Origin of the sequence: Corynebacterium sp. KPL4072, from assembly GCF_037908395.1 — a bacterium.
GTDB lineage: Bacteria > Actinomycetota > Actinomycetes > Mycobacteriales > Mycobacteriaceae > Corynebacterium > Corynebacterium kefirresidentii.
In genome coordinates, this window is the sequence record NZ_JBBMGE010000002.1 from 131,108 (window position 1) to 154,596 (window position 23,489).

Consider the following 23,489-nt stretch of genomic DNA (forward strand, 5'->3'; position numbering starts at 1 on the left):
TCCTGATTCCCCGTATGGTTGGGGCATGAAATATTTCATGGGTCCGGACGCCTGGCAGCCGATGGTAGAAGATATCGAGGCTGCCGGGCACGAACGCGTAAATAGCCTTGAAGATGCCGAGGTCTACATCAACAATGCGCCCAACCCGCGCCGCATCCCCGAGATGCCGGAGAACATCGGTTGGGTGCAGCATTGTTTTACCGGCGTAAATCAGCTCATTGATGCCGGGGTCATCACCCCAGACGGCGTGCCATGGTGCAACTCCGCCGGCGCTTTTGCCCAGCCGGTAGCCGAATCTGCACTTGGCCTGGCCCTGTCACAGGCGCACCACCACAAAGCTTTCGCCCAGGCCGCTTCGTGGTCGGTAGCACAGGAGCTGGACGAGTCCCAGGCGTGGCTTTATAACCAGCGAGGGCCGAAGAGGGTAGCCATCTTCGGCGCTGGGGGCATCGGCAAGCAGCTTATTAAGCTGCTGAAACCGTTTGGCGTGCACATTACCGCGGTCAATCGCTCCGGCCGCTCGGTGGAAGGCGCCGATGAGGTCGTGCCCATGGATAAGGCCGATCATGTGTGGGGCGAGGCCGATTTCATTTTCTGTATCCTGCCTGCGACCTCGGACACCGAGGGGCTCATTGATGCCGCCACTTTCCGCGCGATGAAATCCTCCGCCATCTTTATCAACGTCGGCCGTGGCAGCACCGTAGTAACCGACGATCTAGTGGCGGCCCTGCGCGATGGTGAGATCGCCGGCGCCGGGCTGGAAGTTATGGATCCCGAGCCACTGCCTGATGGCCATCCGCTATACGACCTGCCCAATTGCACCATGACGCCGCACATGGCTGCTTCCGCGCACGTGGCGCAGTACCACCTGGGCGCTATCTTCAACGCCAATGCCGCGGCGTGGGAGAGGGGAGAGGCGATGCCTACCCGCGTCGATGTGGAGGCCGGCTACTAATGAAGTACGCGATGCTACCCACCCCGTGGGAGGAAACCCTGCAGGCACTCGATGCAGCGGGTCACGAGCGCGCCCCACTGGAAGATGCCGAGGTTCTCATCTTCAACGGCGGCCCAGATGATTTCCCACGGCCCCTGCCACCGAGCGTGGGCCTGGTGCAGGTCCCCTTCGCTGGGGTGGATCACCTGCTCGACGTCATGCGTGATACCACCGCCCGCTGGTCTAATGCCGCCGGCCTGTATGACGCCACCGTGGCGGAATCTACCATTGCGCTCCTGCTCGCCCACTTGCATGCGCATAAGCGCGTGGGGACTAGCTGGTCTAACCGCGATGAGGTTGAGGCTCATACCAGCTTCCTTTTTGAAGATAAGACGGTAGCGGTGGTGGGCGCCGGGGGCATCGGCAAGCGGCTTATTCGTATGCTGGAAGGCTTCGGACCACGCATAATCGCGGTCAATCGCTCCGGCAACCCAGTCGAGGGTGCCGATGAAACCTTCGCCACCGCCGATATTGAGCGCGTCTGGCCAGCCGCCGATTATTTCGTGGCGCTTGCGCCGCTAACGGACGAGACCCACCGGCTTTTTAATGCCGCTGCCTTCCGTGCCATGCCCGATCACGCCGTGATTATTAACGTTGGCCGCGGACCACTGGTGGACACCGATGCTCTAGTCGAAGCCTTGCGGGCAGGAGACATCGCCGGCGCTGGCTTGGATGTCACCGACCCTGAGCCGCTGCCCGATGGGCACCCACTGTGGGACATGCCTAACGTGGTCATCACCCCGCACCTGGCCAACCCTCCCTATTCGGTGCGCCGGCGCATCGGCTCGCATACAGTACAGGTCATGGAGCGCTACTCCGCAGGTGAAGCAATCCCCACGGAAGTCGATATTCAGGCGGGTTATTAATGGACAACGCCGCCTCACAAGACGGTTCTTATCAAGGGAGCTCTTTTAATCCCACCGAAGCCGAGGTCGCGGATATGAAGGAGCGCCGGAAGAAGGTACAGGCGGTCGATTATGCTGCCTGGGCGGCCACCATCCTTTCCGTTGTGCTCGGCTATTTCTTCTTCCACTGGTCCTATTTTTGGGTTATCCCGATTATCTGTTTTATATGCTCGGCCGGAGCCCGCCACGTTTATAACTTGAGCTATTACGAAGAGGAATACCTCATGTTCGAGCGGAAGGACGAGAAGCGCCGCCGCCGGGCATCCGACAAGCGGAGCCGCGAGCTCGGCCAATAAGGACACCACCGTGCGGGTGCTTGCCGCCCAACTGGCTGAAAAGCGCGCGGCCTTTCGTTAGGCTGGTATGACATGAGCAACACTGAACGCGAAGAAGTTCTGTCCAAAGCCCGTGCTGCCAAGGAAGTCGCGCCCGTCGTGGCGCAGCTGTCCACGCCGCGCAAGAATGAGATCTTGCAGCGCGCAGCCGATAACCTCATTACCCACACCGAAGCCATTCTCGCCGCCAATAAGCAGGATATCGATGCCGGCCGCGAACGCGGCATGTCCGAGTCCCTTATTGACCGCCTGTCTCTCGACGCCGCGCGCGTGGAAGGCATTGCCGGCGGCCTGCGCCAGGTAGCTGGCCTGCAGGACCCGGTAGGGGAGATCCTGCAGGGTCGCACCATGGATAACGGAATCCAGATGAAGCAGGTGCGCGTGCCGCTCGGTGTCATGGGCATGGTCTATGAGGCCCGCCCGAACGTCACCGTGGACGCCTTCGGTTTGGCCATCAAGTCCGGCAATGTGCCGCTATTGCGTGGCTCCAAATCCGCCCGCAACTCCAACACCAAGCTGGTAGAAATCTTGCAGGATACCCTCGTTGAGTTTGACCTGCCGCGCGAGGCCGTGCAGCTTTTGCCGTGCGAGACGCACGATTCCGTCCAGGACCTCATTACCGCCCGTGGTCTGGTGGACCTGGTTATTCCGCGTGGTGGCGCAAAGCTTATTGAGGCCGTCGTTACCGGCGCCACCGTCCCCGCCATTGAGACCGGCACCGGCAATTGCCACTTCTACGTGGATGCCTCTGCAGACATTGATAAGGCCATCGACATGGTCATCAACGGCAAGACCCGCCGCACCTCCGTGTGCAACTCCACGGAGTGCGTGCTTATCGACGCCGCTTTGGATGACTCCGTCAAGCTCCGCATCATCGCCGCGCTGCAGGATGCTGGCGTGACCATCCACGGCGACGTCGCCGAGCTCGAGGCCTTCGGCGTCAAGGATGCCGTGCAGGCCACCGATGAAGACTGGCGCGAGGAGTCACTATCTATGGATATCTGCGCCAAGGTGGTCGACGGCGTAGATGGCGCCATCGCGCATATCACCGAGTTCACCACTGGCCACACCGAGGCCATCGCCGCGCAAGACGCCGATGTCCTAGTGAAATTCGGCAACGAGGTGGATGCCGCCGCGGTGATGCTCAATGCCTCTACCGCCTTCACCGATGGCGAGGTCTACGGCATGGGCGCCGAAATCGGCATTTCCACCCAGAAGCTGCACGCCCGTGGCCCAATGGCGCTGCCGGAGCTCACCTCTTCTAAGTGGATCCTGCAGGGTACAGGTCAGACCCGTCCATAATTCTCCCCGCCATGATTCGATCTGCTTTCTTCCGTGCCGCCGTCGCCCTAAGCGCCTCGGCGGCGCTTGCCGTTTCTATAGCCCCCGCCGCTGCCGCCACCGCGAATGCTGCCCCGGTCGTGCCCCAGGCAGCAGCACAATCCGCCCCATCGCCGCAGCCTGCTGGGTGTCCCGAGTTCGTTGTTTTGGCTGCTCGTGGCTCCGACCAGAATGAGGAATACGGCGAGTATTTCGGACCGCAGCAGTATTCGCCGCATGCCGCGCCGTCGAATGGCTATGAAGGGGCAAACCTCTCCGCGCTTTTTCATCTAGTGGAAAAACGCCATCCCGGCACGATGGATAAAGTCCATGTCCTCGCCCTTGACCCCCAGGCATACCCGGCGTCAATGAACCTGCCGCCGCTGGCGCAGGAAGGTGAGCAGTTGAATCCGCTCCAGCTTATTCGCCGCCTCGGTGGGGTAGTGATGGAGCATCCGTTGCACGAGCTGGCGTATTCGGTCACCGTTGGTTTTGTACATAGTTTGCGCACCGGCATGGCCAACGCTCCGCGCGTGGTGGAAAAGTATGAGCGCGAAACAGGCTGCCAGCCGCGCTATATTACGGCTGGCTACTCCCAAGGCGCCATTGTCGCTACCAGCGCGGAGCGCTACCTTGCACAACGAGGCAAGCTCGCGGGGGCAGTTTACCTGGGCAATCCCCTCAGCCGTCCCCACGGTATGGCGGGCTGGCTACCGCAGCGTTTGCTCTTACAACCTGCGGCATTGCCGGACTCGCGCCGGCTTAACTATTGCCTGGACGGAGACTTCGTTTGCGACCTGAACCTCGCCTCCGCCCACGACGCGTTGGCTACCAAGGCGGCTCGCCATGCTTCTTATTTTGTAGAGCCCTCGCTTGGCGACGCCGCTTTTGCCGACTCCCTCGCCACCTTGCTTACTCCCTCCTCGGCCGGGGACTATAATCACCACCCATGACTAGCCCACAGCGCATTGGCATCATGGGTGGCACCTTTGACCCCATCCACAATGGTCACTTGGTAGCCGCCAGTGAGGCCGCGCATCGCTTTGCCCTCGATAGCGTCATCTTTGTGCCCACAGGTCAGCCTTGGCAGAAGTCTCACCGCGAGGTCACTGCGGCCGAGCACCGCTACTTGATGACGATGGTGGCAACCGCATCCAATCCGCGTTTTACCGTCTCGCGGGTAGATATTGACCGCGAGGGGCCTACCTATACCATCGATACGCTGCGGGATCTGCGTAAGCTTTTCCCAGAAGCGGAGTTCTATTTCATTACCGGCGCCGATTCTCTGGCCTCCATTATGAGCTGGCATAACTGGGAAGAGATGCTGGAGATGGCGCACTTCGTGGGGGTTACCCGCCCAGGATACGAATTAAGCGCTGATATGCTGCCTGCCGATGCGCAAGAGGATATTGACCTCATCGATATCCCCGCCATGGCCATTTCCTCCACCGCGTGCCGCGAGCGCTCTGCCCAAGGCCAGCCCGTGTGGTACCTCGTACCGGATGGAGTGGTGCAGTACATCACCAAAAACAATCTCTACGGTCCCAACCCGGACAAGCCCCTGTAGAAACTTTCACGGCCTTTCCCAGATTTTGGGCACGGGCCTGCTAAACGTGCAAGAATAGATTCTCACTAGAGATAGTTCATTTCGAATGCACTCAGACGCGAAAAGGGAATTTATACACATTGTCTACTTCTGATCTCGCCCGCAGCATGGCAGAAACCGCGGCACACGCGGCGCAAGAAAAGTTAGCCACCAATATCGCGGCTATTGATGTCTCCGATGTCCTCGCAATTACTGAGGTCTTCGTGCTGGCTTCTGCAGATAACGAGCGCCAGGTGGGCTCCATTGTGGATGAAGTCGAAGATGAGATGACCAAGCAGGGTTTTGAACCGCAGCGCCGTGAAGGCAACCGCGAAAATCGCTGGGTGCTGCTGGATTATGGCAATATCGTCGTCCACGTCCAGCGCAATGACCAGCGCGAGTTCTACGGCTTGGACCGCCTTTACCATGATTGCCCGGCACTGGAGATTGAGGGCATCGAAGCCCCGGAGCGTCCGGGCGAATGGACCAATGGCGTCAACCCGCGTGAGGTAGATTCCATCGACGAGCTCCCACTGGCCGATAAGGTCCCAGGTGAGGACGAGGAGCTTTAAACCCATATGAGTCGCCGCCTGATCCTGATCCGCCACGGACAAACTACCTATAACGCCACCGGCCGCATGCAAGGCCACTTGGATACCGAGCTGTCTGAGCTGGGCTATGAGCAGGCCCGCGCTGCCGCGCGCCTGCTCCAGGATCAGGGCGTGTCCAAAATCGTTGCCTCCGATCTCATTCGTGCGAAGGAAACCGCCCGCGTCGTCGCCGAAGCCCTCGGCGTGGACTTCAGCACGGATGCCCGCCTGCGCGAAACTCACTTGGGCCAGTGGCAGGGCAGAACCTCTGCTGAGGTAGACGCCGAGTTTCCAGGCGCGCGTGCTATTTGGCGCCACGACCCCACTTGGGCGCCGCCGGAGGGGGAGTCTCGCGTGGACGTGGCTGAGCGTGCCCGCCCCGTCATCGATGAGCTCATGGAAGACTTTGCCGGCTGGGACGCCGGCCCCGTCCTCATCGTGGCCCATGGCGGGGCCATCTCGGCGCTTACCTGCCACCTGCTTGGCCTTGACCACGCGCAGTACGGGATCCTTTCGGGGTTAAAGAATACCCACTGGTCACAGCTGACTGCTCGCCCGGACTTTAACCCGGGAACGCCGCTGTCCTCGCTAGAATTCACCCCCGACAATGTGGGCAATGCCCAGTGGTACTTCGACGGCTGGAATATGGGCGGCGAGGTCACCGGGGATGGCGGGGCGGATATCTAGTGGCGGTTCGCGTCATTACGGATTCCGCTGCGGGCCTGCCCCGGGAGCTGGCGGAGCAGCTATCCATCACCGTCATTGACCTCCACCTCATGGAACGCCACGGCAAGGATGGCTTGGAGCAATCTACTTCGGGATTAAACGCGCTGGAGCTGGCAGCCGCCTATGGCCGCGAAATGGAGCGCTCTCAGGATGATGGCGTGGTGGCCATACACCTATCCAAAGAGCTTTCTTCCACCTACTCCGCCGCAGTTACTGCTTCGGGCGTTTTCCCGCACACGGTGCGGGTGATTGATTCCGGGTCGGCCGGCATGGCGATGGGTGCGGCCGCCATGTCCGCAGCCAAGCTCGCCTCCCGCGGAGCCGGCTTGGAGGAGTGCTACGCTGCGGCCATGGACACCCTCAAGCGCGCGGCTACCTGGGTGTACCTGCATTCCACGGAGGATCTGCGCCGCTCCGGCCGCCTTTCGCCGGCCACAGCCGTGTTATCTACGGCGCTTTTGGCAACCAAGCCGATCATGTCGATTAACCGCGGCAAGCTGGAGCTGGTGGGAAAAACCCGCACCCAGACCAAGGCTTTTACCAAGCTAGTAGACCTAATTGCCTCCCGCGCCAACGGGAAGCCGGCCTTCGTCGCCATCCAGCACAACCACGCCGAAGGCGCGGCCGCCAAGCTGGAGGCGCTGCTTGAAGCGGCCCTGCCGCAGGGCTCGTCCTTTATCTGCACCCCGCTTAACGACGTCCTCTCCGTCCACGTCGGCCCCTCCGCCATCGGCGTATCTGCGGTGTTTAGCTCGGAGCCTCCCGCCGATCCAGCGCATCCTCACACGCGTGGTCGACCACGCGCCTTCCCACCGCGCCGTTCTGTGGATAACTAGGCCCAGTGCGCCGGGTTCGTTGACGTCCCCAACAAGTTATCCACAGCCCGCCTTCGCTGTACCTACTGCCTTAGCGCCCACGCCTTTATTCTCAGCGCCATGGCGGCACCCAAGATTAGCGAACGACTCCGCGAATTTACCCAACCCACCGGTGAGGAAGAGCTCCTCGCCGTCGATTATCCTCGCCCGCGTCTGCGCATTAGCCCGTGGCAAGCCTGCGCCGTGGCGGTCATTCTCGTCGTCGGCGTGGTGGCGTGGCTTGGCATCAACGCCCGCTCCGATGAATCCTCGGGCATGCCCGAGCCTGCGGCAATAAGCGGTGATTCTGGCACTGCACCCAGTGCAGAGCCCAGTGAAATCATCGTCTCTGTCATTGGCGAGGTGGCCGAGCCCGGCTTGCAGACCCTCGAGCCCGGCGCGCGCGTCGCCGATGCCCTCGACGCCGCTCAACCCCTTCCCGGTGCAGACACAATCGCGCTCAACCATGCCCAGCGGCTTTCCGACGGCCAGCAGCTCCACATCCTTCCCTCCGGCGCCGCCCCACCTCCCGCACCCGGCGAACCAGCCCCAGCCGACGGCAACGGCATCAGCGAGAGCGGCAACAGCGGGAGCGGTGCCAGCGGCGTGAGCCTGAATAACGCCACCGCGGAGGAACTTACAGAACTCAAGGGCGTTGGTGAGGTCACCGCGCAAGCTATCGTGGCGTACCGCGAGGAACATGGCGGCTTCCAAGATATTGAGGAATTACTCGAGGTCACCGGCATCGGACCGGCGAAGCTAGCGCAGCTTAAAGACCAGGTCCAGCTCTAAGCTGAGTACGAGCACGCGATGCGAGAACTGCGGCTCGTCCCCGGCGCGGCCACCGCTTGGCTGGCTGTCATTGCTGTGCTGCTAGGCGGCCGTGGCTGGGCAATCTTTATCATTGCGGCGGTCGTCGGGTGCTGCCTGATCGCCCGCCAATGGGGCCAAGCGCTATTTTCCGGAATGGTCGCGACAGCCGCGGCGCTGGTTGCCGCGGTGCGCCAGGCCCGTGCCGCTGCGTTCGACCTCGGCACCGAGGTTACCGGCCGCCTGACCACCGCGCCGACGCAGACTAGCACGGGCGGCTGGCTGCTCAAGCTCAAGGTGCCAGGGTATCCGACTCAACTGCCGGTCTTTAGCTCGGAACCGGTCCCGGCCGCTGCGGGCGCCGAACTCACGGCCAGGGTGGAGGTGAGGGAGTCGGATAGGGCGGGCGTCGGAAAGCTCAGCGCCACTGCCACAGACGTGCAGGTAACCGGTGAGCCCGAAGGCCTAGCCGGCTGGGCGGCCCACGTGTCCGACACATTTCGCGCGCTGGTTGTAGATACCGTCGGTCCTTCCAGCCAGGGCCTGATTCCTGGCATGGTGCTCGGCGATACTAGCCTGCAAAGCTCTTCAGAGTGCGACCTGTATATCATCACCGGCCTTTCGCACTTAAGCGCAGTTTCCGGTGCAAATGTCGCCATCGTGTGCTCCGCCGCAGCCATGGTCTGCGCCGCCTTCGCGCTGGGGCCACGCGCCCGCGTGGCTGCCTCTCTGTGTGCTTTGGCCACCTATGTTGTGCTCGTGGGTTTTGAGCCCTCCGTCCAGCGCGCGGCCGTGGCTGGGCTGGTGGGGCTGCTCGCCGTGCTTAATTCCACGCGCATGGAGCCGATTCATGCTCTTAGCCTCGGCATCATTGCCCTGCTCTTCGTGGATTCCGACCTCGCCGTGCACTTTGGTTTCGCACTTTCTTGCGCGGCGACGCTCGGCATCGTGGCGCTTAGCCCGCTCATTTATAAACACTTGGCCACAACCGGCTGGCCCGCCATTTTTCTGCGCGCGGTCGCTGTGGCCATTGCCGCCGATATCGTTACCCTCCCGCTAGTCGCACTCATGTCCGGCGAGGTCTCCGTGGTCTCCGTGTTGGCCAATATCCTGGTTGAGCCCGCCACCGTGCCGATTACCATCGTGGGGCTTATCGCCGCCGTCTTCGCCCAGCTCGGTCCACTCGATGTGCTAGGTGCGGGCTTGCTGCGCCTTATAGAACCCTTTTCGTGGTGGATTAATACCATCGCCCACGGCGTGGCCCACCTTCCGGTGGTCACCATCCCCGCTAGCCCGCTTTTTACGCTGCTTGCCTACGCCTGGATCATTGCCGGCCTCCTCTATCACCGCCCCTGGCTGACTCTGGCGCTGACGCTAGCGGGCATCGCCTGGCTCGGTGTGGCGGCAGGTTAGAATGGCGGGCATGCCTCCAGTACATCTCATCCTTGGCGACGATGAATTCCTCACCGAACGCGCCCGCCTGCAGATTCAGCGTGCCGCGGCCGAGGAGAGCGGCCCAACCGGTGCTCGCCCCGAGCTGACCAAGCTTAAAGCTTCCGAAGTCTCCGAGGGCGAAATCCTCGAGGCCACTAGCCCCTCTCTTTTTGGAGATAGCCGCGTCATCGTCATCAGTGACTGCGAGCGAGCCGGCAAGGAAGTAGTCGATATCATCCTGCGTGCCTGCGCGAACCCCGCGCCGGGCATGACCATGGTCATCATTTACTCCGTGACGGCCAAGACCCTAAAGAAAAAGAAGAAGCAACCTGAACTGGTGGCCAAGCTGCGCAAGATTGCCGAGGTTCACGAAGTCTTCTCGCTCTATCCCAATGAGCTGGGGCAGTGGGCCACCCGCGAATTCTCCTCCCACGGTGTGCGCCCGACCCCGGACGTCATCCATGCCGTGCTCGAAGGCGTGGGCTCTGACCTACGCGAGCTGGCCTCTGCCATCTCCCAGTTGGTGTCCGATACCGGCGGCAACGTCACCCGCGAGGCCGTGCAGAACTACTACGTCGGCGTGGCCGAGGTTGCCAATTGGGATATTGCCGATGCCGCCGTTGCCGGCCGCGTCGAAGCCGCCGTGTCCACCTGCCGCCGCGCCCTGCAGCTTGGCGCCAGCCCCGTGGCGATTGCCGCAGCGCTAGCCAATAAGGTCGGAGCCGTAGCCCGCCTGTATTCCGCCCGCGGGGACCAGTATTCTTTAGCTAGCCAAACCGGCCTAGCGCCCTACGTGGTCAAGATGACCCAGCCGGTGGCTCGCCGCTGGTCCGCCGATAATGTCACCAAGGCCGTCATCCTCGTCTCGGAACTCGATGCCGCCGTCAAAGGCCAAGGCGGTGAGCCCGAATTCGCCATAGAAGCGGCCGTCAAACGAGTCGCGGAACTGGCGCGATAAGCTAGAAGCTATGTCTGAGACGCAAGTGCAGGAATTCGCCGGTCGGCTCTTTGACATGGCACGCGAGGGCAGCTTGGACCTCCTGGCCTATATCGACCACGGCGTAAATATTGACCTCGTGAACCAGGACGGCCAGTCCTTCCTCATGCTCGCGGCCTATCACGGCCACGCCGAGCTGGTTACCGCACTTGCTCGCGCCGGCGCGGACGTTAATCTGCTCAATGACCGCGGTCAATCACCCCTGGCCGGTGCCATTTTCAAAAAGGAAGATGCGGTCATCGACGCCCTCTTGGCCGCCCACGCCGACCCTGCCGCCGGCCATCCCTCCGCGCTGGAGTCTGCCCGCATATTTGGCCGCGAGGACCTTATCCCGCGCCTAGAAAGCGAGGCAGGGGAGTGACCTGGACGTCCTTTTTCACCCTCTTGTTGATGAATCTGGTGGGCGTCGCTTCGCCCGGACCCGACATTATTTTGGTGACCCGCTACGCCACCCGCTCGCGGCGCCACGCCATAGCCGCAGCCGCCGGCATCCAAATCGGCGTGCTCTTTTGGTGCACCGCCACCGTTTTCGGCGCCGCAGCGCTGCTGACGGCTTTTCCGGAAATTTTGGGAGCGGTTCAGGCCGTTGGCGGCTGCTTCCTGGTGTTTATGGGTTCGCGCGCCTTGCGCAGCGGCATCGCCCAGCGCGACAACCCGCCGGTGGATCTGGAAGACGCCGCCGCGCAACTCGGGCGCCTACGCTCTGCCTTCAAAGTCGGATTAGCCACGAATATGTCCAACCCGAAAATCGTGCTTTTCCTCGCCGCGATGATCGCTCCGCTGCTTCCCGCCAGCCCTCCCATCTGGTTGGCCATCGGGTTGACGCTGTCCTTATCGCTTTCGGCCTTCCTCTTTTTCCTCGTCGTTGCCACGGTAATTTCCACCAACGCCGTGCGCCGCAAACTCATCGCCGCAGGTCCATGGATCGATATCGGCTCGGGCCTGTTTTTCATTATCGCCGGCATCGTCCTTATTGTCTCCGGCGCGCAGAACCTCCTGCACTAAAACAGCCGCGGCATTCCCTCCGCCACCGTGTCGAGCACCCACTGGGTCCAGCGGGCGACGGTGGAGGCGCGCCGCCGGGACGTCGCCAAGCTCAGCCCCAATTCCTCCATCGCCGCAATAATCTCCGCGGTGCTGGCGACCGCGCCCCGCGCCAAGCTGAGTTCGAGCACCTCGCGAAATACCCGCCGCGCCGCCAACGTCCGTATAAGCGCCGCATTTCGGGCATCGCGCTGCGGCTGCTCGATAATTCTCCTCCCGCGCTCGGTGGGCTCCCAGGCCTCATCCACCTGCACCGCCAACCCCAGGTAACGCGCGGCGTTGGCATAATAGTCCGCCTGCCGCGGATCGAAATCATAGCGCTGAGTAATCTCTGCCTTACTCAGCGGCTGCAGCGCCATGAGCTCCAAGAGGTTGACCACCCGCTCAAAGTTATTGGCCTGCGGAAAGGGCACCTCCGGCTCGACGTCGGGCTCCACCGCCCGAACGATATCCAGCGATGCCTGCGCATCCAGGTGCGAGGCCGACAGTGCGTAGCGGGCGCTATCGACCAGCGCAATGCTGCGAAAATCGGCCGGATCCCTAAATTCATAGCGGTATAGGTGGAAAATGCCATTGGAATACACCAGGTAAACCGGTACCACTTCCTTTGCCAGGCGCTGTTGGAAGCGCCGGTAGGGAAAATATAGCTGCCGGATATTGAAATCATCCGAGAGGTGATTTTTCGCCTCCACCAGCACTAGATGCTCGAGCGATTCAAAACCGCCGTCGATTTCCATCTGTGCGCGGTCCACCGCCACCTCCACGCCCAGGTCCGGTAGCCGCACCTGCATCTCGCGCGTGGACATGCGGCCTGCCACCGTAGCTTGCAAAGGCCCGCAGGCCAGAAAGTCTTCTAGCATCCCGCTTGCCGACGCCCCATTTAACGCCACCGCCTCCGAGCTCACCCCCTCCAACGAGAGGGTATCTAGACCCGCTGGCAGCTGCAGCGTACGTACCTCCCCTCGCTGTGCCTGCGGAAACTTCTCGTAGAGGTTGAACCGGCCCACCAAGTATTCGCTGCGGCTTACCGGCACGATGCCGAGCTGCAGGCGCTGAAAGATCCAAGGCCGCGAGGTGGAAAAATCATGCTTGGCCATCAACCGTGGCTGCCGAGCAGAGATTTTCTCCACTTCCCGCGCGCTGATGAAAAAATACCCGCGCCGTTCCAATTCTTCGCCGTAGCCAGCCGCCAAGATGCGCAGCCAACCCCAGTCATTAACGCCTAGCTTCACCGACTCCGGAACGCCAAAACGTGCCCGCAGCTCCTCCTGCAGCTCCCGCCCCGCGTGCGCCTTCGGCCCGCTAGTCACCGCTGACCTCATAATTGCGCACCAGTACCTCATCGACCTTGCCGCGCTTCGAAGCGACGGAATTGATCGCCCGCGTTGCCCCCACGATGCCTACCTCATAATCCGCATAGAGCTCTCGGATGAACTCGGTGGCCGAATTCGACAGCAGAAACTTTGCCCCGCGTTCGTCCAACTCATCGCAGACCTCTTTGAGCCGTTCTTGCTCCGCGCGGTCAAAGCCGCCCTTTTGATAGCCGGTAAACGAGCTCGTCACATTGACTGGGTCATAGGGCGGGTCGAAATAGACAAAATCGCCTTCGCCTGCTTCTGCCACCGCTGCGGCGAAATCGCCTTGGGAAAAGATCACCTCATTTTCCGCAAAATAGCGGTGCACCGCACGCAGCGTGTCTTCATCGCAAATGGTGGGATTCTTATAGCGCCCGAACGGCGCATTAAATTGACCTGCCGTATTCACGCGATACAGACCGTTATAGCAGGTGCGGTTGAGATACAGCGTTCGTGCAGCACGCTCGATGGGGGAGAGGGCGGCAAACCGCTTCGCATCCCTGTCCACTGCGCGCAGCGCATAGAAGAACTCCGCCTCATTGGGATAGCTCACGAGTTCTGCAATGAGCTCGTCGACGCCGCCGCGTACCACCTCATATAGGTTGATGAGCTCAGCATTGAGATCATTGACCCGTGCGCTGGCTGGTTGGAGCGAGAAAAGCACCGCGCCGCCACCGATGAAGGGCTCATAAAACCGTCGCGGGTTATCCGCCGGTAGGGCGGCGTGGATATGTGGCAAGAGCTGGCGCTTTCCGCCCGCCCATTTCACCAGTGGCTTAACGTTTTTCATCGTTGACTCATCTTAGCGGCCCTACCCGACACGAGCACCATTGGGCTTTCGAACGTGCGGGCGGATAACTGGAGCGGAGGGCTGGCCGCACAGGTACTTTGGTTGTCTAACATCACAGCTTTGTTAAATAGTTCTATGACGGGCCTAAACGTACGGCCATGCCGGTAGTAAATTCTTCCCGTGCGCACGGCTGTTTCCATAGTCGAATATTAGGTAATAAAATCACCCCAAACGCCTTAGTTTGTAGGGAAATACCATTTTCACCTAAAGATTTAAGGGTTTAGAAAACGAAAGTAAGGCCCTTAGAGCGTCGGGACAGAAAGGGGCATTTATGCCGCGTATATCACAAATCCGAGTCGCTGCGCTCAACCTCGTCATCGAAGCCGGATACGGCGGGTTTACTATGGAGGAACTCGCCCAAAAGGTAGGCGTTTCCCGCCGTACCCTTTTTAATTACATAAAAGACAAAGAATCGGCAGTTTTAGGTCCCGAATTTTCGGAGGAGCTAGAGCACCAATTTCAGAATTTCGCCGCCGGACTGCCCACCGGAAGCCTGCGCGAAGATTCTGAAATCGTGGCCAAAGCCGTATTTGACCGCGCCGTGGGTGATGAGTTCTTCCCCGAAATTTCCCAGCTGACGGCCCAGGCGCTAGCTAAGGATACGAAGCTGCGTGCCCTGTATTACCAGCGCAATAGCCGCACTATTGAGCGCCTCCGCCTAGCCGTGCAAGCCCGTGAGGGCTGGAAGTCCTCCGATTCGCGCCTCACGCCGACCGTCAACATCATCCACACCCAGTTCCTGACCGCCTTCGAGATTTTTGTGGAAACCCGTGGTGGAACTTCGCTTAGTGAAGCCTTCCGCAACGCCGGTGCCATCTTCGAAGATTACTTCAACGACGAACTGGCCTAAGCCTCCCCGCTCGGGTCTAGGCTAAGAAAATCCCCCGGTGCGCTCCGTAGAGTGCGACCGGGGGATTGTCAGTGCAATGGCTCTTAGTCCATCTTGTTGAACGCGGAAGCCATGCCGGACTTCTTGTTGGCTGCAGTGTTGCGGTGGAAGACACCCTTGGACACGGACTTGTCCAGGGCGCGGGATGCCACGCGCAGCTGCTTTTCAGCAGCAGCCTTGTCGCCAGCGGTAACGGCCTCGCGGAACTTGCGGATCTCGGTACGGACGGCGGAGCGAACGCTCTTGTTGCGCTGGCGTGCCTTCTCGTTGGTGATAACGCGCTTCTGCTTGGACTTGATATTTGCCATGAAAAATACCTCTTAGTAATCGAAAGTGATTGACGTAGAAACCGACCTACTCGGACTACTCCCGCGGCCAGCAATCGCTGGCACGCTCGGCGCTGGTATTCGAAGAGCGAACCCAAGGTCCTGCCCGCCCCGACCAACGCGCCCGGCAAGTAAGTAACCAACATACAATAGCAGTACCGAACCCGACCTGCCAAAACTCTCAGCATGGCCGCCGTCTGTGCGACTGGTTAGGCCCAGTGGTAGCGCGCGCGTAACCTATTCGCGATTCTTTCGAACCGGCGTTCGGGAAAAAGTGTGCCTTGTCGGCGCACCTGTTCTTCGGAAACCTCCAGCAAGCGGTCGAGGCGCACCCAGCAATCGCACCCGGATTCGTCCCACTCGCCGGCGCCGATTTCCAGCCAGGCGTCGTCAAGCGCATGCTTCGGGTTGGGGGAGATAAGCAAACCCATCACCGTGGTGCGCGTGCGGCCGACAACCAGGATGGCGCGCTCACGCGGCGGGGCCTGCTTGCCTTCGGCCGGGGCCCATACCCAGACCACCTCGCCGGAATCAGCCTGGCCATCCATATCGGGGGAGAAAAATATGGAGCGGGGGTGAGAGGCGGTGGCCTCGACCCGGATATCAGCGGCCTTGCGCGGCTCGTGGAACTCGTCCGACCTATCCAGCCCCAACCGGGAATTAATGCGGGTCAGGCCGGTGTCTATGGGCTCGCGCTCGCTGATTCCCAGCGCTTGGCGCAGTCGGGTGAGCATGGCGCTTTTCATGTCGACTATTGTAGACGTATGTCTGAAAACTTTGCGGCCACGACGTTTACGGATCCCGCCCGAATCCGAAACTTCTGCATTATTGCTCACATCGACCACGGCAAGTCGACGCTGGCGGACCGCATCCTGCAGCTATCCAAGGTGGTTGCGGAGCGCGATATGCGTGACCAGTTCCTCGATAATATGGACATCGAACGCGAACGCGGTATCACCATTAAGGCGCAGAACGTACGCCTGCCCTGGGTACCCCAGTCCGGTCCGGACGAAGGGGAGCAGATCGTCCTCCAGATGATCGATACTCCTGGCCACGTGGACTTCACCTATGAGGTCTCCCGCGCCCTTGAGGCATGTGAGGGCGCCATCCTGCTTGTCGACGCCGCCCAGGGCATCGAAGCCCAAACCCTTGCCAACCTGTACCTGGCGATGGAAAACGACCTGGAAATCATCCCGGTCCTCAATAAAATCGACCTGCCGGCCGCCGACCCGGAAAAGTACGCGCTGGAAATCGCCAATATCATCGGCTGCGAGCCAGAAGAGGTCCTGCGCGTATCCGGCAAGACCGGCGAGGGTGTGGTCGAGCTGCTGGACAAGGTCTGCGAGTTGGTGCCGCCGCCGTCCTCCGAGTACGACGCGGATGCGCCGGCCCGCGCCATGATTTTTGACTCCGTTTATGACACCTACCGCGGCGTTGTGACCTATATTCGCATGGTGGATGGCAAGCTCACCCCGCGCCAGAAGGTCACCATGATGTCGACCAACGCCAACCACGAGCTGCTCGAAATCGGCATCGTGTCCCCTACGATGCAAAAGTGTGAGGGCTTGGGCCCCGGCGAGGTGGGCTACCTAATTACCGGCGTAAAGGACGTGCGCGAGACCAAGGTGGGCGATACCGTCACTTGGTCCAACGGCGGCGCTGAGACTCCGCTCAAGGGCTATAAGGACCCGGACCCAATGGTCTATTCCGGCCTTTTCCCCATCTCCCAGGCCGACTTCCCAGACTTGCGCGATGCTTTGGAAAAGCTGCAGCTTAACGACGCCTCCCTTACCTTCGAGCCCGAAACCTCCGTCGCCCTCGGCTTTGGTTTCCGCTGCGGGTTCTTGGGCCTATTGCATATGGAAATTACCCGCGACCGCTTGGAGCGCGAGTTCGGCCTCGATCTGATTTCCACCGCGCCGTCGGTGACCTACCGCGTGGTGGCCGAAGACGGCGAGGAAAAGTGGGTTCACAACCCGTCTGACTGGCCGGAAGGAAAGCTTAACGAGGTCTATGAGCCGGTGGTGAAGATGACCGTCATCGTGCCCGAGCAATTCGTCGGCCCCACCATGGAGCTCTGCCAGTCCAAGCGCGGCCAGATGGGTGGCATGGATTACCTTTCCGAGGACCGCGTAGAGCTGCGCTACACCATGCCGCTGGGTGAAATCATCTTTGATTTCTTCGATATGCTCAAGTCCCGTACCAAGGGTTACGCCTCGTTGAACTATGAAGAGGCCGGCGAGCAGCTCGCGGACTTGGTCAAGGTCGATATCCTGCTCAACGGCGACCCGGTCGACGCCTTCTCCGCCATCGTCCACCGGGATTCCGCCCAGTGGTACGGCAATAAGATGACCAAGAAGCTTAAAGAGCTCATCCCGCGCCAGCAGTTCGAGGTGCCGGTGCAGGCGGCCATTGGTTCGAAGATCATTGCCCGCGAGAATATCCGGGCCATGCGCAAGGACGTGCTGGCCAAGTGCTACGGCGGCGATATCTCTCGTAAGCGCAAGCTGTTGGAGAAGCAGAAGGCCGGTAAGAAGCGCATGAAGACGCTGGGCTCCGTCTCGGTGCCGCAAGAGGCTTTCGTGGCTGCGCTGTCTACCGACGCCGACGATTAACCCCGTACCCCCTATTGGCAAAGTGGAGCCGAATAGATTCTTAACATTTCGTTAACGGCTCCCGGGGTGCGGCCGGCAAAAGTTCAAAGTGAGCTGCTTCTATAGGGCGCCCCCACGGCCGGGGACGCCCTTTTAATCTAGTTGCAGTCGGTGTTTTGGCGGCGTTAAATTTCGATTCGAAAGCGACCGATGACTCGCCTGGTGAGCCACAGCCACTTTCGACCTGCCCCGCAAATTCTTGACCAAGGTTGGATTTTTAATGAAGCTTCGCTCTCGCGCTGTGGCCCTTTGCGCCGCCGCAGCCGCCACTACGTCCCTTGTCCCCGGCGTTGCCCAGGCAGCCACCACGACCCCAATTGAACACGTCGTTGTCATTTACTCGGAGAATATTTCCTTCGACCACTACTTTGGCACCTACCCAAACGCCCTGAATAAGGACGGCGAAAAGCTGCAGGGAAGCGACAAGGACGCCCCAAAATTTACCGCCAAGAAGGACACCCCCAAAGCGAAAAACCTCGAAAATGATGGCGTAATGGGGGACAAGAACCCCAACTCCGTCAAGCCTTTCCGCATCGGGCCAGACCATGCAGTAACTACGGACCAGAATCACCACTACGGCGATGAGCAGGCCGCATACAACGGCGGCAAGATGGACAAGTTCCCGGAGACTGTATCCACCGACATCGATAAGTCTTCCAACGGCTATTATGCCGTTCCAGGCATGACTATGGGCTATTACGACGGCAATACCGTCACCGGAATGTGGAACTACGCGCAAAACTTTGCGATGAACGATAATAGTTACTCCACTATCTTCGGCCCATCCACCCCAGGCGCGCTGAATCTAATTTCCGGAACCGTGGCCGGCGGGACCATGCATGACCCAGCCACGGGCGAGCAGAAGAAGATCGAACCTGGCAAGAACCACGCCCTCGCTGGGGTATCCGAAGATGGCAAGACCGCCACTGTTGTCGGCGACCCAGATCCGCTTTACGACGACTGCTCGAATAACTCTTCCGCCGGCACCAACCAGGTCACCGCGATGCACTCCAAGAACATCGGTGACCAGCTCAATGACAAGGACATCACTTGGGGCTGGTTCCAAGGCGGCTTCCGGCCAACCGAGGAAGCTACAGACGACGCTCGCGCACGCTGCGGCGCCTCCCACACTACGCTGACCGGCCAGAACCAGACGGACTATAACCCGCACCACCAGCCGTTCCAGTACTACGCTTCCACCGCGAATCCGCACCACTTGGCGCCGTCGAGCGATGACATGATCGGCAAGACTGACCGCGCCAACCACCAGTACGATCTGCAGGACTTCGATACCGCTCTGGAGCAGGGCAACCTGCCGGCCGTGTCCTTCCTGAAGGCTGCCAACTACCAAGACGGACACGCCGGTTACTCCAACCCGCTAGACGAGCAGGCCTTCATCACCCATTACATCAATGAGCTGCAAAATTCCTCAGAGTGGGATTCCACCGCGGTCGTTATCGCCTACGATGACTCCGATGGCTGGTACGACCACAAGGCCCCAGAAATCCGCAATGGTTCCAATGACCCGCACCAGGACAAAGAAATCTGCACCGCCGCCGCAGCAAAAGTAGGCGTTGCCGGCGGAAAGGACGGCCAGTGCGGGCCGGGTACCCGCCAGCCTTTGCTGGTTATCTCCCCATACGCGAAGACTAACCACATCGACTCCACTTACACCGAGCAGACTTCCGTCACCAAGTTCATTCAGGACAATTGGGGACTCGGCCGTCTAGGGGGCATTGCCTTTGACGAGCGCGCCGGCGAGCTCAACAACATGTTTGACTTCAACGCCGCCCACAAGGCCCCGAAGCTTTTCTTGAACGAGACCGACGGTACCGTGGCCAAGGACTACGCCTCCATTGAAAAGGTGGATAATTCCTCCCGCGCCGGCACCAACCTCAAGGACGTCGTCGAGGGCATGGACGACCCCAAGGTCACCGAACAGGGCGTTCCCGACATCACCAAGCTGCACCAAGATGCGAAGCCACAGCCCGGTGCGAATAAGCCCGATAATTCGAGTTCCAGTTCTTCCGCTGGTTCTTCTAAGGGCGGTATCATTGCGGCTATCCTTACGGCTCTGGGCGTCGGCGCAGGGGTTGTTGCTTGGTACATGAATGGCCACCCCGGCCTAGATCTGAAGAAGCTGCAAGATTTTAAGCTCCCGCCATTGCCCAACCTCCCGTTTTAATCAATGAAAACCTTCCATTTTGCCACCGCCGCGGTGCTTGCCATCGCGGCCATAGCTCCTACTGCCGTCGCCCAAAGCTCCTTGAGCTCTCTCGGTTCTAGCTCGTCTAGCTCGCGAGACTCGCGGCCGGCGGCGTCGACAAGCAAAAGCACGAAGCCGAAAGAACCACAGCTGAATGTGCGCGACGTGTATTCATGTCCTACGCCGGAGAAGGTACAGGGGCAGGCATCGTGGAAGGTCTATAACACCTCGGGGCTTGCGCTCACCGTCTACGTGGCAGATGATGCGGGCAACGCCTACCAGGTCCTCGAGCGTGTAGGCACCCCAGCCAAGCGCGCCTGGGCCCCGAAACTGCAGGACGGCACATACCACCTCACCTGCGTTTTCCACAATGATTCGGCCGTGAAATCTGATGGTTTTGCGGTCACCGGTTCCACCATCACCGATGCTCCCAAGATGGTCCCCATTACTGACCGCGAGGTCGCGGCCGTGGCCATTCAGCAAGCGGACAGGCAGAAAAAGCGTGTGCCCGAGCTACAGAAGAAAGCCCACGCTCTTGCTAAAGCCACCTCGAAAGATCGCCGCGCTGCCCAAGCGGCCTACCTTGACTACCTCGAGACCTACCGATCCTTCGACGATTCCAGCGAGATGTGGCCGGGGCCCGGCTTGGAGGGATACATGGACGTCGAAAAGCTGCTGTGGTCCAGGCGCCCCGTCAAGGATGCGGCGAAGCCTGCCCGCGCGCTTGCCGACGCCGTCGATAAAACCGCCCGCGCCCTCGATACCTCCCATTTCGCCATTCCCGCCCCCGACTACGGGCTGCGCACCCATGAAGTAATGGAGGAATTCGAGCGCTTCGATATGCGCGGCGAACGCGATTTCGGCGCCCATGCCCTGCCCACCGTGCTGCGTGGCGATGTCATTTCAACCCGGCTGACGCTGGATGCCGTCCGCGCCCTTGTCGAGGGCCGTGGGCTCGATGCCTCGCCCATCTATGAGCAGCTGGATGAACTTGACAAGCTCGCCGCAGAGTTCGATGAAAAATATGACACCGCTTTTAATAAGTGGTCTCAGAAGGACCGGATGCGTGTGCAGTCCGCCGTCGCGCGTGCCAATGAACTGCTTGCCCCTGTCGCCACGATGACCGTAGTCAGAAGGATGGATTAGTGCCCTGCCCGTTTAATTTTTCCCGCCGCTCGTTTCTCTCTGGGCTCGCGGCCACCGCCGCGCTTTCTGGCCCGGCAGCAGCTGCCAATGCGCAGTCCAGCCTCGCGTGCTCTTCCTTTGGTTCCTCTAAGCGAAGCGAAGGCGCTGCTGACCATGCTTCTCCATCGCCGCGCACCGAGGCGGACGCTCCGCTCGAACTTCCTTTCCACGGCGAGCACCAGCAGGGGATCGTGACCCCAGCCCAAAAGTATTCCGAGGTCGTCGCCCTCGATGTACAGTTCACCGAGAAATCGCGCTTAGAGAAGTTGCTTCGCACCGTGACTGAGCGCGCCCGCATTCTTACCTCCGGCGGCGCTACTGCGGCCGATGGCATTGGCTATCCCGCCGGCGATTCCGGGGAGCTAGGACCGCAGCTTCCCACCGATAGTTTGTCCATTACCCTCGCCGTGGGCAATTCGCTTTTCGACGACCGCTTCGGTCTTAAACCCCACAAACCCGTCCACTTAAGTTCCATGCAGGCTTTCGCCGATGACACGTTGGAGGAGGAGCTATGCCACGGCGACCTCGCCCTGCAGATTTGCGCCGACCAGCACGACACCGTCATTCACGCGCTGCGCGATATCTTGCGGCACACCCGTGGAGATGTGGCCGTGCGTTGGCGCCAAAACGGTTATATGAATGAACCGCGGCCGTCTGGCACCCAGCGCAACCACCTTGGGTTTAAAGACGGCATCGTCAATCCAGCCGAAAAGGATCAGGACAAGCTGGTTTGGGCCGGTACGGACGAGCCGGACTGGGCCGCCGGCGGCAGCTATATGGTGGTTCGCCTCATCGCTATGTATACGGAATTCTGGGATCGCATCTCCATTGCTGAGCAGGAGCAAATCTTCGGCCGCGACCGTGCAACCGGTGGCCCGCTTTCCGGTGGCGACGAATATGCCGAGCCCAACTACCTCGACGATGCCACCGGCGATGTCATTCCCACCGACGCGCATATTCGCCTGGCGAATCCGCGTACGCCAGAAACCGCGGACCAGCTCATGCTGCGCCGCGCCTATAACTACGACAATGGCGTGCGCGATAACGGCACCCTCGATGTCGGTCTCGTCTTTATCTGCTTCCAGCAGGACTTGGAGCGTCAGTTCATTACGGTGCAAAAGCGCCTCGAAGGTGAACCCCTAGCGGACTATATCCGACCCTATGGTGGTGGCTATTTTTATGCTTTGCCCGGCGTCGCTGATGACTCCGACTTTTTCGGCCGCTCCCTCCTCCAAGCCTAGAAATGCTTCACCGACTCGCACTGTGCGGGAAAGCCGTGTGATCTGGGAAGCGTCCGCCCAAAAAATGAGGGCAGGGTCTTCAGCTTGAATTGGCCCACGGCGGGACCCAGACTATTCGGCCCCGCCGCCGCGCTAACCGGCCGCGCACCGGCGGGGCGTTCGGGTCATCGTCATTGACGCCGTTGTGGTACGGACACGCCACACTGAGATTCGCCATATTGGTCTCGCCGCCGTGTTTCCACGCCCGCAGATGATGAATCTGGCACTTATCTGCCGGATAATTGCACTCGGCCCACGGGCACGTGGGGTTTTCCGCGCTCGCCATCAGCCGCTGCTTGTCCGAGGCATGCCGCGAGGTGCGATACAGGTTCACCGGTCCCTCATAGGGATGGACGAGCGTGACAAGTCCGCAGTCGGCAAGGCGCTTTTCCACCAGTTTGGCACCGCTGATTTCGGCCCCATTGGTCAACCGCAGCGTAATTTCCTCGCCTCCACCGTCGAGGATTTCATCTAATTCATCGAGCTGGATGATGATATTCGTCATCGCGGCAGGGCGAGCCGTGGCCCCGCCGCGGAAGAAAATATTCTCCACGGAATCCAAGGGTTTCTCTTCGCTGATGCTGGCGTGCAGGTCAGCGATGAAATCGGAATCACCGGTAATCGAAAGCGTCGACGGCCCGCCCTTGCGCCGCGTCATCCGCACCCCCTTCTCCGGCTGCCGCGGCGGATACATCTCCTTCAACCGCGTGCGGGCAAGATGCTCCACATCCCGGTCTGTCGCGCACAATTCAGCGCGCAGCGCCCACGCGTCCCGCTTGGATTTCGTGCGGGAGACGTATTTTTCAATGAGTTTCAACGTGGCCAGGCAATGCGTGGTGGCCCGGCACGAGCGCTGCCGGCGGGTGAAGGAGGTGGGGCCAAAGTAGACGTCGGCAAGCGCGAGTAGGCTACGAGCTTCCTGCCGGGGCAGGCCCAGCCGACGCAGATCCGCCTCGCGCACGCCGGAGACCTCGCCGAGAAGCTCCATCGGCGAGGCAAGTTGGCGGGCGTAGTCCTGCAAGCGGGTCATGCCCGTGAGCATAAGACACCCCGCAAGGCCGCAGCAGCGCCCCCGCGTGAGCCTGTGGATAACTCGCCTCTCCCGTCACACCGCCCCCGAACCCACCCGGCAGCCTGTGGATAACCTGCG

24 protein-coding genes are annotated in these 23,489 nt (G+C 60.7%); 19 read left to right on the forward strand and 5 right to left on the reverse strand.

Annotated features, from left to right (window positions below):
• Positions 1-25: 25 nt before the first annotated feature.
• The 14 genes from WMP97_RS02465 to WMP97_RS02530 all read left to right on the forward strand — a co-directional run bounded on the left by WMP97_RS02465 (position 26) and on the right by WMP97_RS02530 (position 11,555).
• Complete coding sequence (locus WMP97_RS02465; RefSeq protein WP_023020941.1) at positions 26-955, forward strand: D-isomer specific 2-hydroxyacid dehydrogenase family protein; 930 nt, start codon at positions 26-28, stop codon at positions 953-955.
• Positions 955-1,860, forward strand: a complete 906-nt coding sequence (locus WMP97_RS02470) for a D-isomer specific 2-hydroxyacid dehydrogenase family protein (RefSeq protein ID WP_023020942.1) — start codon at positions 955-957, stop codon at positions 1,858-1,860. The genes WMP97_RS02465 and WMP97_RS02470 overlap by 1 nt, the downstream gene beginning before the upstream one ends.
• Positions 1,860-2,195 (forward strand): hypothetical protein, encoded by a 336-nt coding sequence (locus WMP97_RS02475; RefSeq protein WP_023020943.1) that lies wholly within the window; start codon positions 1,860-1,862, stop codon positions 2,193-2,195. Before WMP97_RS02470 ends, WMP97_RS02475 begins: the two co-directional genes overlap by 1 nt.
• Before the next feature lie 72 nt (positions 2,196-2,267).
• A complete protein-coding gene (locus WMP97_RS02480) occupies positions 2,268-3,536 on the forward strand; it encodes a glutamate-5-semialdehyde dehydrogenase (protein WP_340439709.1) in 1,269 nt (422 codons plus the stop codon).
• Between the two features lie 11 nt (positions 3,537-3,547).
• On the forward strand, positions 3,548-4,507 hold the full coding sequence (locus WMP97_RS02485) for a cutinase family protein (protein ID WP_340439710.1): 960 nt from the start codon (positions 3,548-3,550) through the stop codon (positions 4,505-4,507).
• Positions 4,504-5,121, forward strand: a complete 618-nt coding sequence (nadD, locus tag WMP97_RS02490; protein WP_023020946.1) for a nicotinate-nucleotide adenylyltransferase — start codon at positions 4,504-4,506, stop codon at positions 5,119-5,121. The genes WMP97_RS02485 and nadD overlap by 4 nt, the downstream gene beginning before the upstream one ends.
• A 146-nt stretch (positions 5,122-5,267) precedes the next feature.
• Positions 5,268-5,711, forward strand: coding sequence for a ribosome silencing factor (gene rsfS, locus WMP97_RS02495; RefSeq protein ID WP_179387589.1), 444 nt, complete (start codon positions 5,268-5,270; stop codon positions 5,709-5,711).
• A gap of 6 nt (positions 5,712-5,717) precedes the next feature.
• On the forward strand, positions 5,718-6,416 hold the full coding sequence (locus tag WMP97_RS02500) for a histidine phosphatase family protein (RefSeq protein ID WP_023020948.1): 699 nt from the start codon (positions 5,718-5,720) through the stop codon (positions 6,414-6,416).
• Positions 6,416-7,291 carry a DegV family protein gene (locus tag WMP97_RS02505; protein ID WP_340439711.1) on the forward strand — a complete coding sequence of 292 codons (876 nt, stop codon included), beginning with the start codon at positions 6,416-6,418 and terminating at the stop codon, positions 7,289-7,291. The genes WMP97_RS02500 and WMP97_RS02505 overlap by 1 nt, the downstream gene beginning before the upstream one ends.
• 99 nt (positions 7,292-7,390) lie before the next feature.
• Complete coding sequence (locus WMP97_RS02510; protein WP_023020950.1) at positions 7,391-8,101, forward strand: ComEA family DNA-binding protein; 711 nt, start codon at positions 7,391-7,393, stop codon at positions 8,099-8,101.
• Between the two features lie 18 nt (positions 8,102-8,119).
• Entirely contained in the window at positions 8,120-9,532 is a 1,413-nt protein-coding gene (locus WMP97_RS02515) for a ComEC/Rec2 family competence protein (RefSeq protein ID WP_340439712.1), read from the forward strand.
• Position 9,533: 1 nt separating this feature from the next.
• Positions 9,534-10,511, forward strand: coding sequence for a DNA polymerase III subunit delta (gene holA, locus WMP97_RS02520; RefSeq protein WP_239205028.1), 978 nt, complete (start codon positions 9,534-9,536; stop codon positions 10,509-10,511).
• 10 nt (positions 10,512-10,521) lie between these two features.
• Complete coding sequence (locus WMP97_RS02525; protein ID WP_340439714.1) at positions 10,522-10,911, forward strand: ankyrin repeat domain-containing protein; 390 nt, start codon at positions 10,522-10,524, stop codon at positions 10,909-10,911.
• Positions 10,908-11,555: a LysE family translocator gene (locus tag WMP97_RS02530; protein WP_340439715.1), complete on the forward strand. Its 648-nt coding sequence runs from the start codon at positions 10,908-10,910 to the stop codon at positions 11,553-11,555. The genes WMP97_RS02525 and WMP97_RS02530 overlap by 4 nt, the downstream gene beginning before the upstream one ends.
• Here the strand turns inward: WMP97_RS02530 and WMP97_RS02535 are convergent.
• Both WMP97_RS02535 and WMP97_RS02540 read right to left on the reverse strand, forming a co-directional pair.
• Positions 11,552-12,904, reverse strand: a complete 1,353-nt coding sequence (locus tag WMP97_RS02535; RefSeq protein ID WP_301732153.1) for a type II restriction enzyme — start codon at positions 12,902-12,904, stop codon at positions 11,552-11,554. The two genes, WMP97_RS02530 and WMP97_RS02535, sit on opposite strands and share 4 nt — an antisense overlap.
• On the reverse strand, positions 12,897-13,739 hold the full coding sequence (locus WMP97_RS02540; protein WP_340439716.1) for a DNA adenine methylase: 843 nt from the start codon (positions 13,737-13,739) through the stop codon (positions 12,897-12,899). Before WMP97_RS02540 ends, WMP97_RS02535 begins: the two co-directional genes overlap by 8 nt.
• Positions 13,740-14,070: 331 nt before the next feature.
• Between WMP97_RS02540 and WMP97_RS02545 the strand changes: the two genes are divergently transcribed.
• Complete coding sequence (locus tag WMP97_RS02545; RefSeq protein ID WP_340439717.1) at positions 14,071-14,649, forward strand: TetR/AcrR family transcriptional regulator; 579 nt, start codon at positions 14,071-14,073, stop codon at positions 14,647-14,649.
• Between the two features lie 83 nt (positions 14,650-14,732).
• Here the strand turns inward: WMP97_RS02545 and rpsT are convergent, their stop codons facing one another.
• Both rpsT and WMP97_RS02555 read right to left on the reverse strand, forming a co-directional pair.
• On the reverse strand, positions 14,733-14,996 hold the full coding sequence (rpsT, locus tag WMP97_RS02550; protein ID WP_049361613.1) for a 30S ribosomal protein S20: 264 nt from the start codon (positions 14,994-14,996) through the stop codon (positions 14,733-14,735).
• 227 nt (positions 14,997-15,223) lie between these two features.
• Positions 15,224-15,760, reverse strand: coding sequence for a type II toxin-antitoxin system PemK/MazF family toxin (locus WMP97_RS02555; RefSeq protein WP_023031165.1), 537 nt, complete (start codon positions 15,758-15,760; stop codon positions 15,224-15,226).
• Between the two features lie 18 nt (positions 15,761-15,778).
• Between WMP97_RS02555 and lepA the strand changes: the two genes are divergently transcribed.
• The 4 genes from lepA to efeB all read left to right on the forward strand — a co-directional run bounded on the left by lepA (position 15,779) and on the right by efeB (position 22,300).
• Positions 15,779-17,629, forward strand: coding sequence for a translation elongation factor 4 (gene lepA / locus WMP97_RS02560; protein WP_340439718.1), 1,851 nt, complete (start codon positions 15,779-15,781; stop codon positions 17,627-17,629).
• A gap of 259 nt (positions 17,630-17,888) precedes the next feature.
• Positions 17,889-19,853 carry an alkaline phosphatase family protein gene (locus WMP97_RS02565; RefSeq protein ID WP_340439719.1) on the forward strand — a complete coding sequence of 655 codons (1,965 nt, stop codon included), beginning with the start codon at positions 17,889-17,891 and terminating at the stop codon, positions 19,851-19,853.
• Positions 19,854-19,856: 3 nt separating this feature from the next.
• Positions 19,857-21,020 carry an EfeM/EfeO family lipoprotein gene (locus WMP97_RS02570; protein ID WP_340439720.1) on the forward strand — a complete coding sequence of 388 codons (1,164 nt, stop codon included), beginning with the start codon at positions 19,857-19,859 and terminating at the stop codon, positions 21,018-21,020.
• Positions 21,020-22,300, forward strand: coding sequence for an iron uptake transporter deferrochelatase/peroxidase subunit (efeB, locus tag WMP97_RS02575; protein WP_316360518.1), 1,281 nt, complete (start codon positions 21,020-21,022; stop codon positions 22,298-22,300). Before WMP97_RS02570 ends, efeB begins: the two co-directional genes overlap by 1 nt.
• A gap of 79 nt (positions 22,301-22,379) precedes the next feature.
• On the opposite strand, the gene WMP97_RS02580 is transcribed toward efeB, so the two are convergent.
• Complete coding sequence (locus tag WMP97_RS02580; RefSeq protein WP_200288749.1) at positions 22,380-23,369, reverse strand: HNH endonuclease signature motif containing protein; 990 nt, start codon at positions 23,367-23,369, stop codon at positions 22,380-22,382.
• Between the last annotated feature and the right edge of the window lie 120 nt (positions 23,370-23,489).

Bases quoted from the DNA above. Each gene is read 5' to 3' on its own strand.
- WMP97_RS02465 (WP_023020941.1), top strand. From the start codon at position 26: ATGAAATATTTCATGGGTCCGGACGCCTGGCAGCCGATGGTAGAAGAT.
- WMP97_RS02470 (WP_023020942.1), top strand. From the start codon at position 955: ATGAAGTACGCGATGCTACCCACCCCGTGGGAGGAAACCCTGCAGGCA.
- WMP97_RS02475 (WP_023020943.1), top strand. From the start codon at position 1,860: ATGGACAACGCCGCCTCACAAGACGGTTCTTATCAAGGGAGCTCTTTT.
- WMP97_RS02480 (WP_340439709.1), top strand. From the start codon at position 2,268: ATGAGCAACACTGAACGCGAAGAAGTTCTGTCCAAAGCCCGTGCTGCC.
- WMP97_RS02485 (WP_340439710.1), top strand. From the start codon at position 3,548: ATGATTCGATCTGCTTTCTTCCGTGCCGCCGTCGCCCTAAGCGCCTCG.
- nadD (WP_023020946.1), top strand. From the start codon at position 4,504: ATGACTAGCCCACAGCGCATTGGCATCATGGGTGGCACCTTTGACCCC.
- rsfS (WP_179387589.1), top strand. From the start codon at position 5,268: ATGGCAGAAACCGCGGCACACGCGGCGCAAGAAAAGTTAGCCACCAAT.
- WMP97_RS02500 (WP_023020948.1), top strand. From the start codon at position 5,718: ATGAGTCGCCGCCTGATCCTGATCCGCCACGGACAAACTACCTATAAC.
- WMP97_RS02510 (WP_023020950.1), top strand. From the start codon at position 7,391: ATGGCGGCACCCAAGATTAGCGAACGACTCCGCGAATTTACCCAACCC.
- WMP97_RS02515 (WP_340439712.1), top strand. From the start codon at position 8,120: ATGCGAGAACTGCGGCTCGTCCCCGGCGCGGCCACCGCTTGGCTGGCT.
- holA (WP_239205028.1), top strand. From the start codon at position 9,534: ATGGCGGGCATGCCTCCAGTACATCTCATCCTTGGCGACGATGAATTC.
- WMP97_RS02525 (WP_340439714.1), top strand. From the start codon at position 10,522: ATGTCTGAGACGCAAGTGCAGGAATTCGCCGGTCGGCTCTTTGACATG.
- WMP97_RS02540 (WP_340439716.1), bottom strand. From the start codon at position 13,739: ATGAAAAACGTTAAGCCACTGGTGAAATGGGCGGGCGGAAAGCGCCAG.
- WMP97_RS02545 (WP_340439717.1), top strand. From the start codon at position 14,071: ATGCCGCGTATATCACAAATCCGAGTCGCTGCGCTCAACCTCGTCATC.
- rpsT (WP_049361613.1), bottom strand. From the start codon at position 14,996: ATGGCAAATATCAAGTCCAAGCAGAAGCGCGTTATCACCAACGAGAAG.
- WMP97_RS02555 (WP_023031165.1), bottom strand. From the start codon at position 15,760: ATGAAAAGCGCCATGCTCACCCGACTGCGCCAAGCGCTGGGAATCAGC.
- lepA (WP_340439718.1), top strand. From the start codon at position 15,779: ATGTCTGAAAACTTTGCGGCCACGACGTTTACGGATCCCGCCCGAATC.
- WMP97_RS02565 (WP_340439719.1), top strand. From the start codon at position 17,889: ATGAAGCTTCGCTCTCGCGCTGTGGCCCTTTGCGCCGCCGCAGCCGCC.
- WMP97_RS02570 (WP_340439720.1), top strand. From the start codon at position 19,857: ATGAAAACCTTCCATTTTGCCACCGCCGCGGTGCTTGCCATCGCGGCC.
- WMP97_RS02580 (WP_200288749.1), bottom strand. From the start codon at position 23,369: ATGACCCGCTTGCAGGACTACGCCCGCCAACTTGCCTCGCCGATGGAG.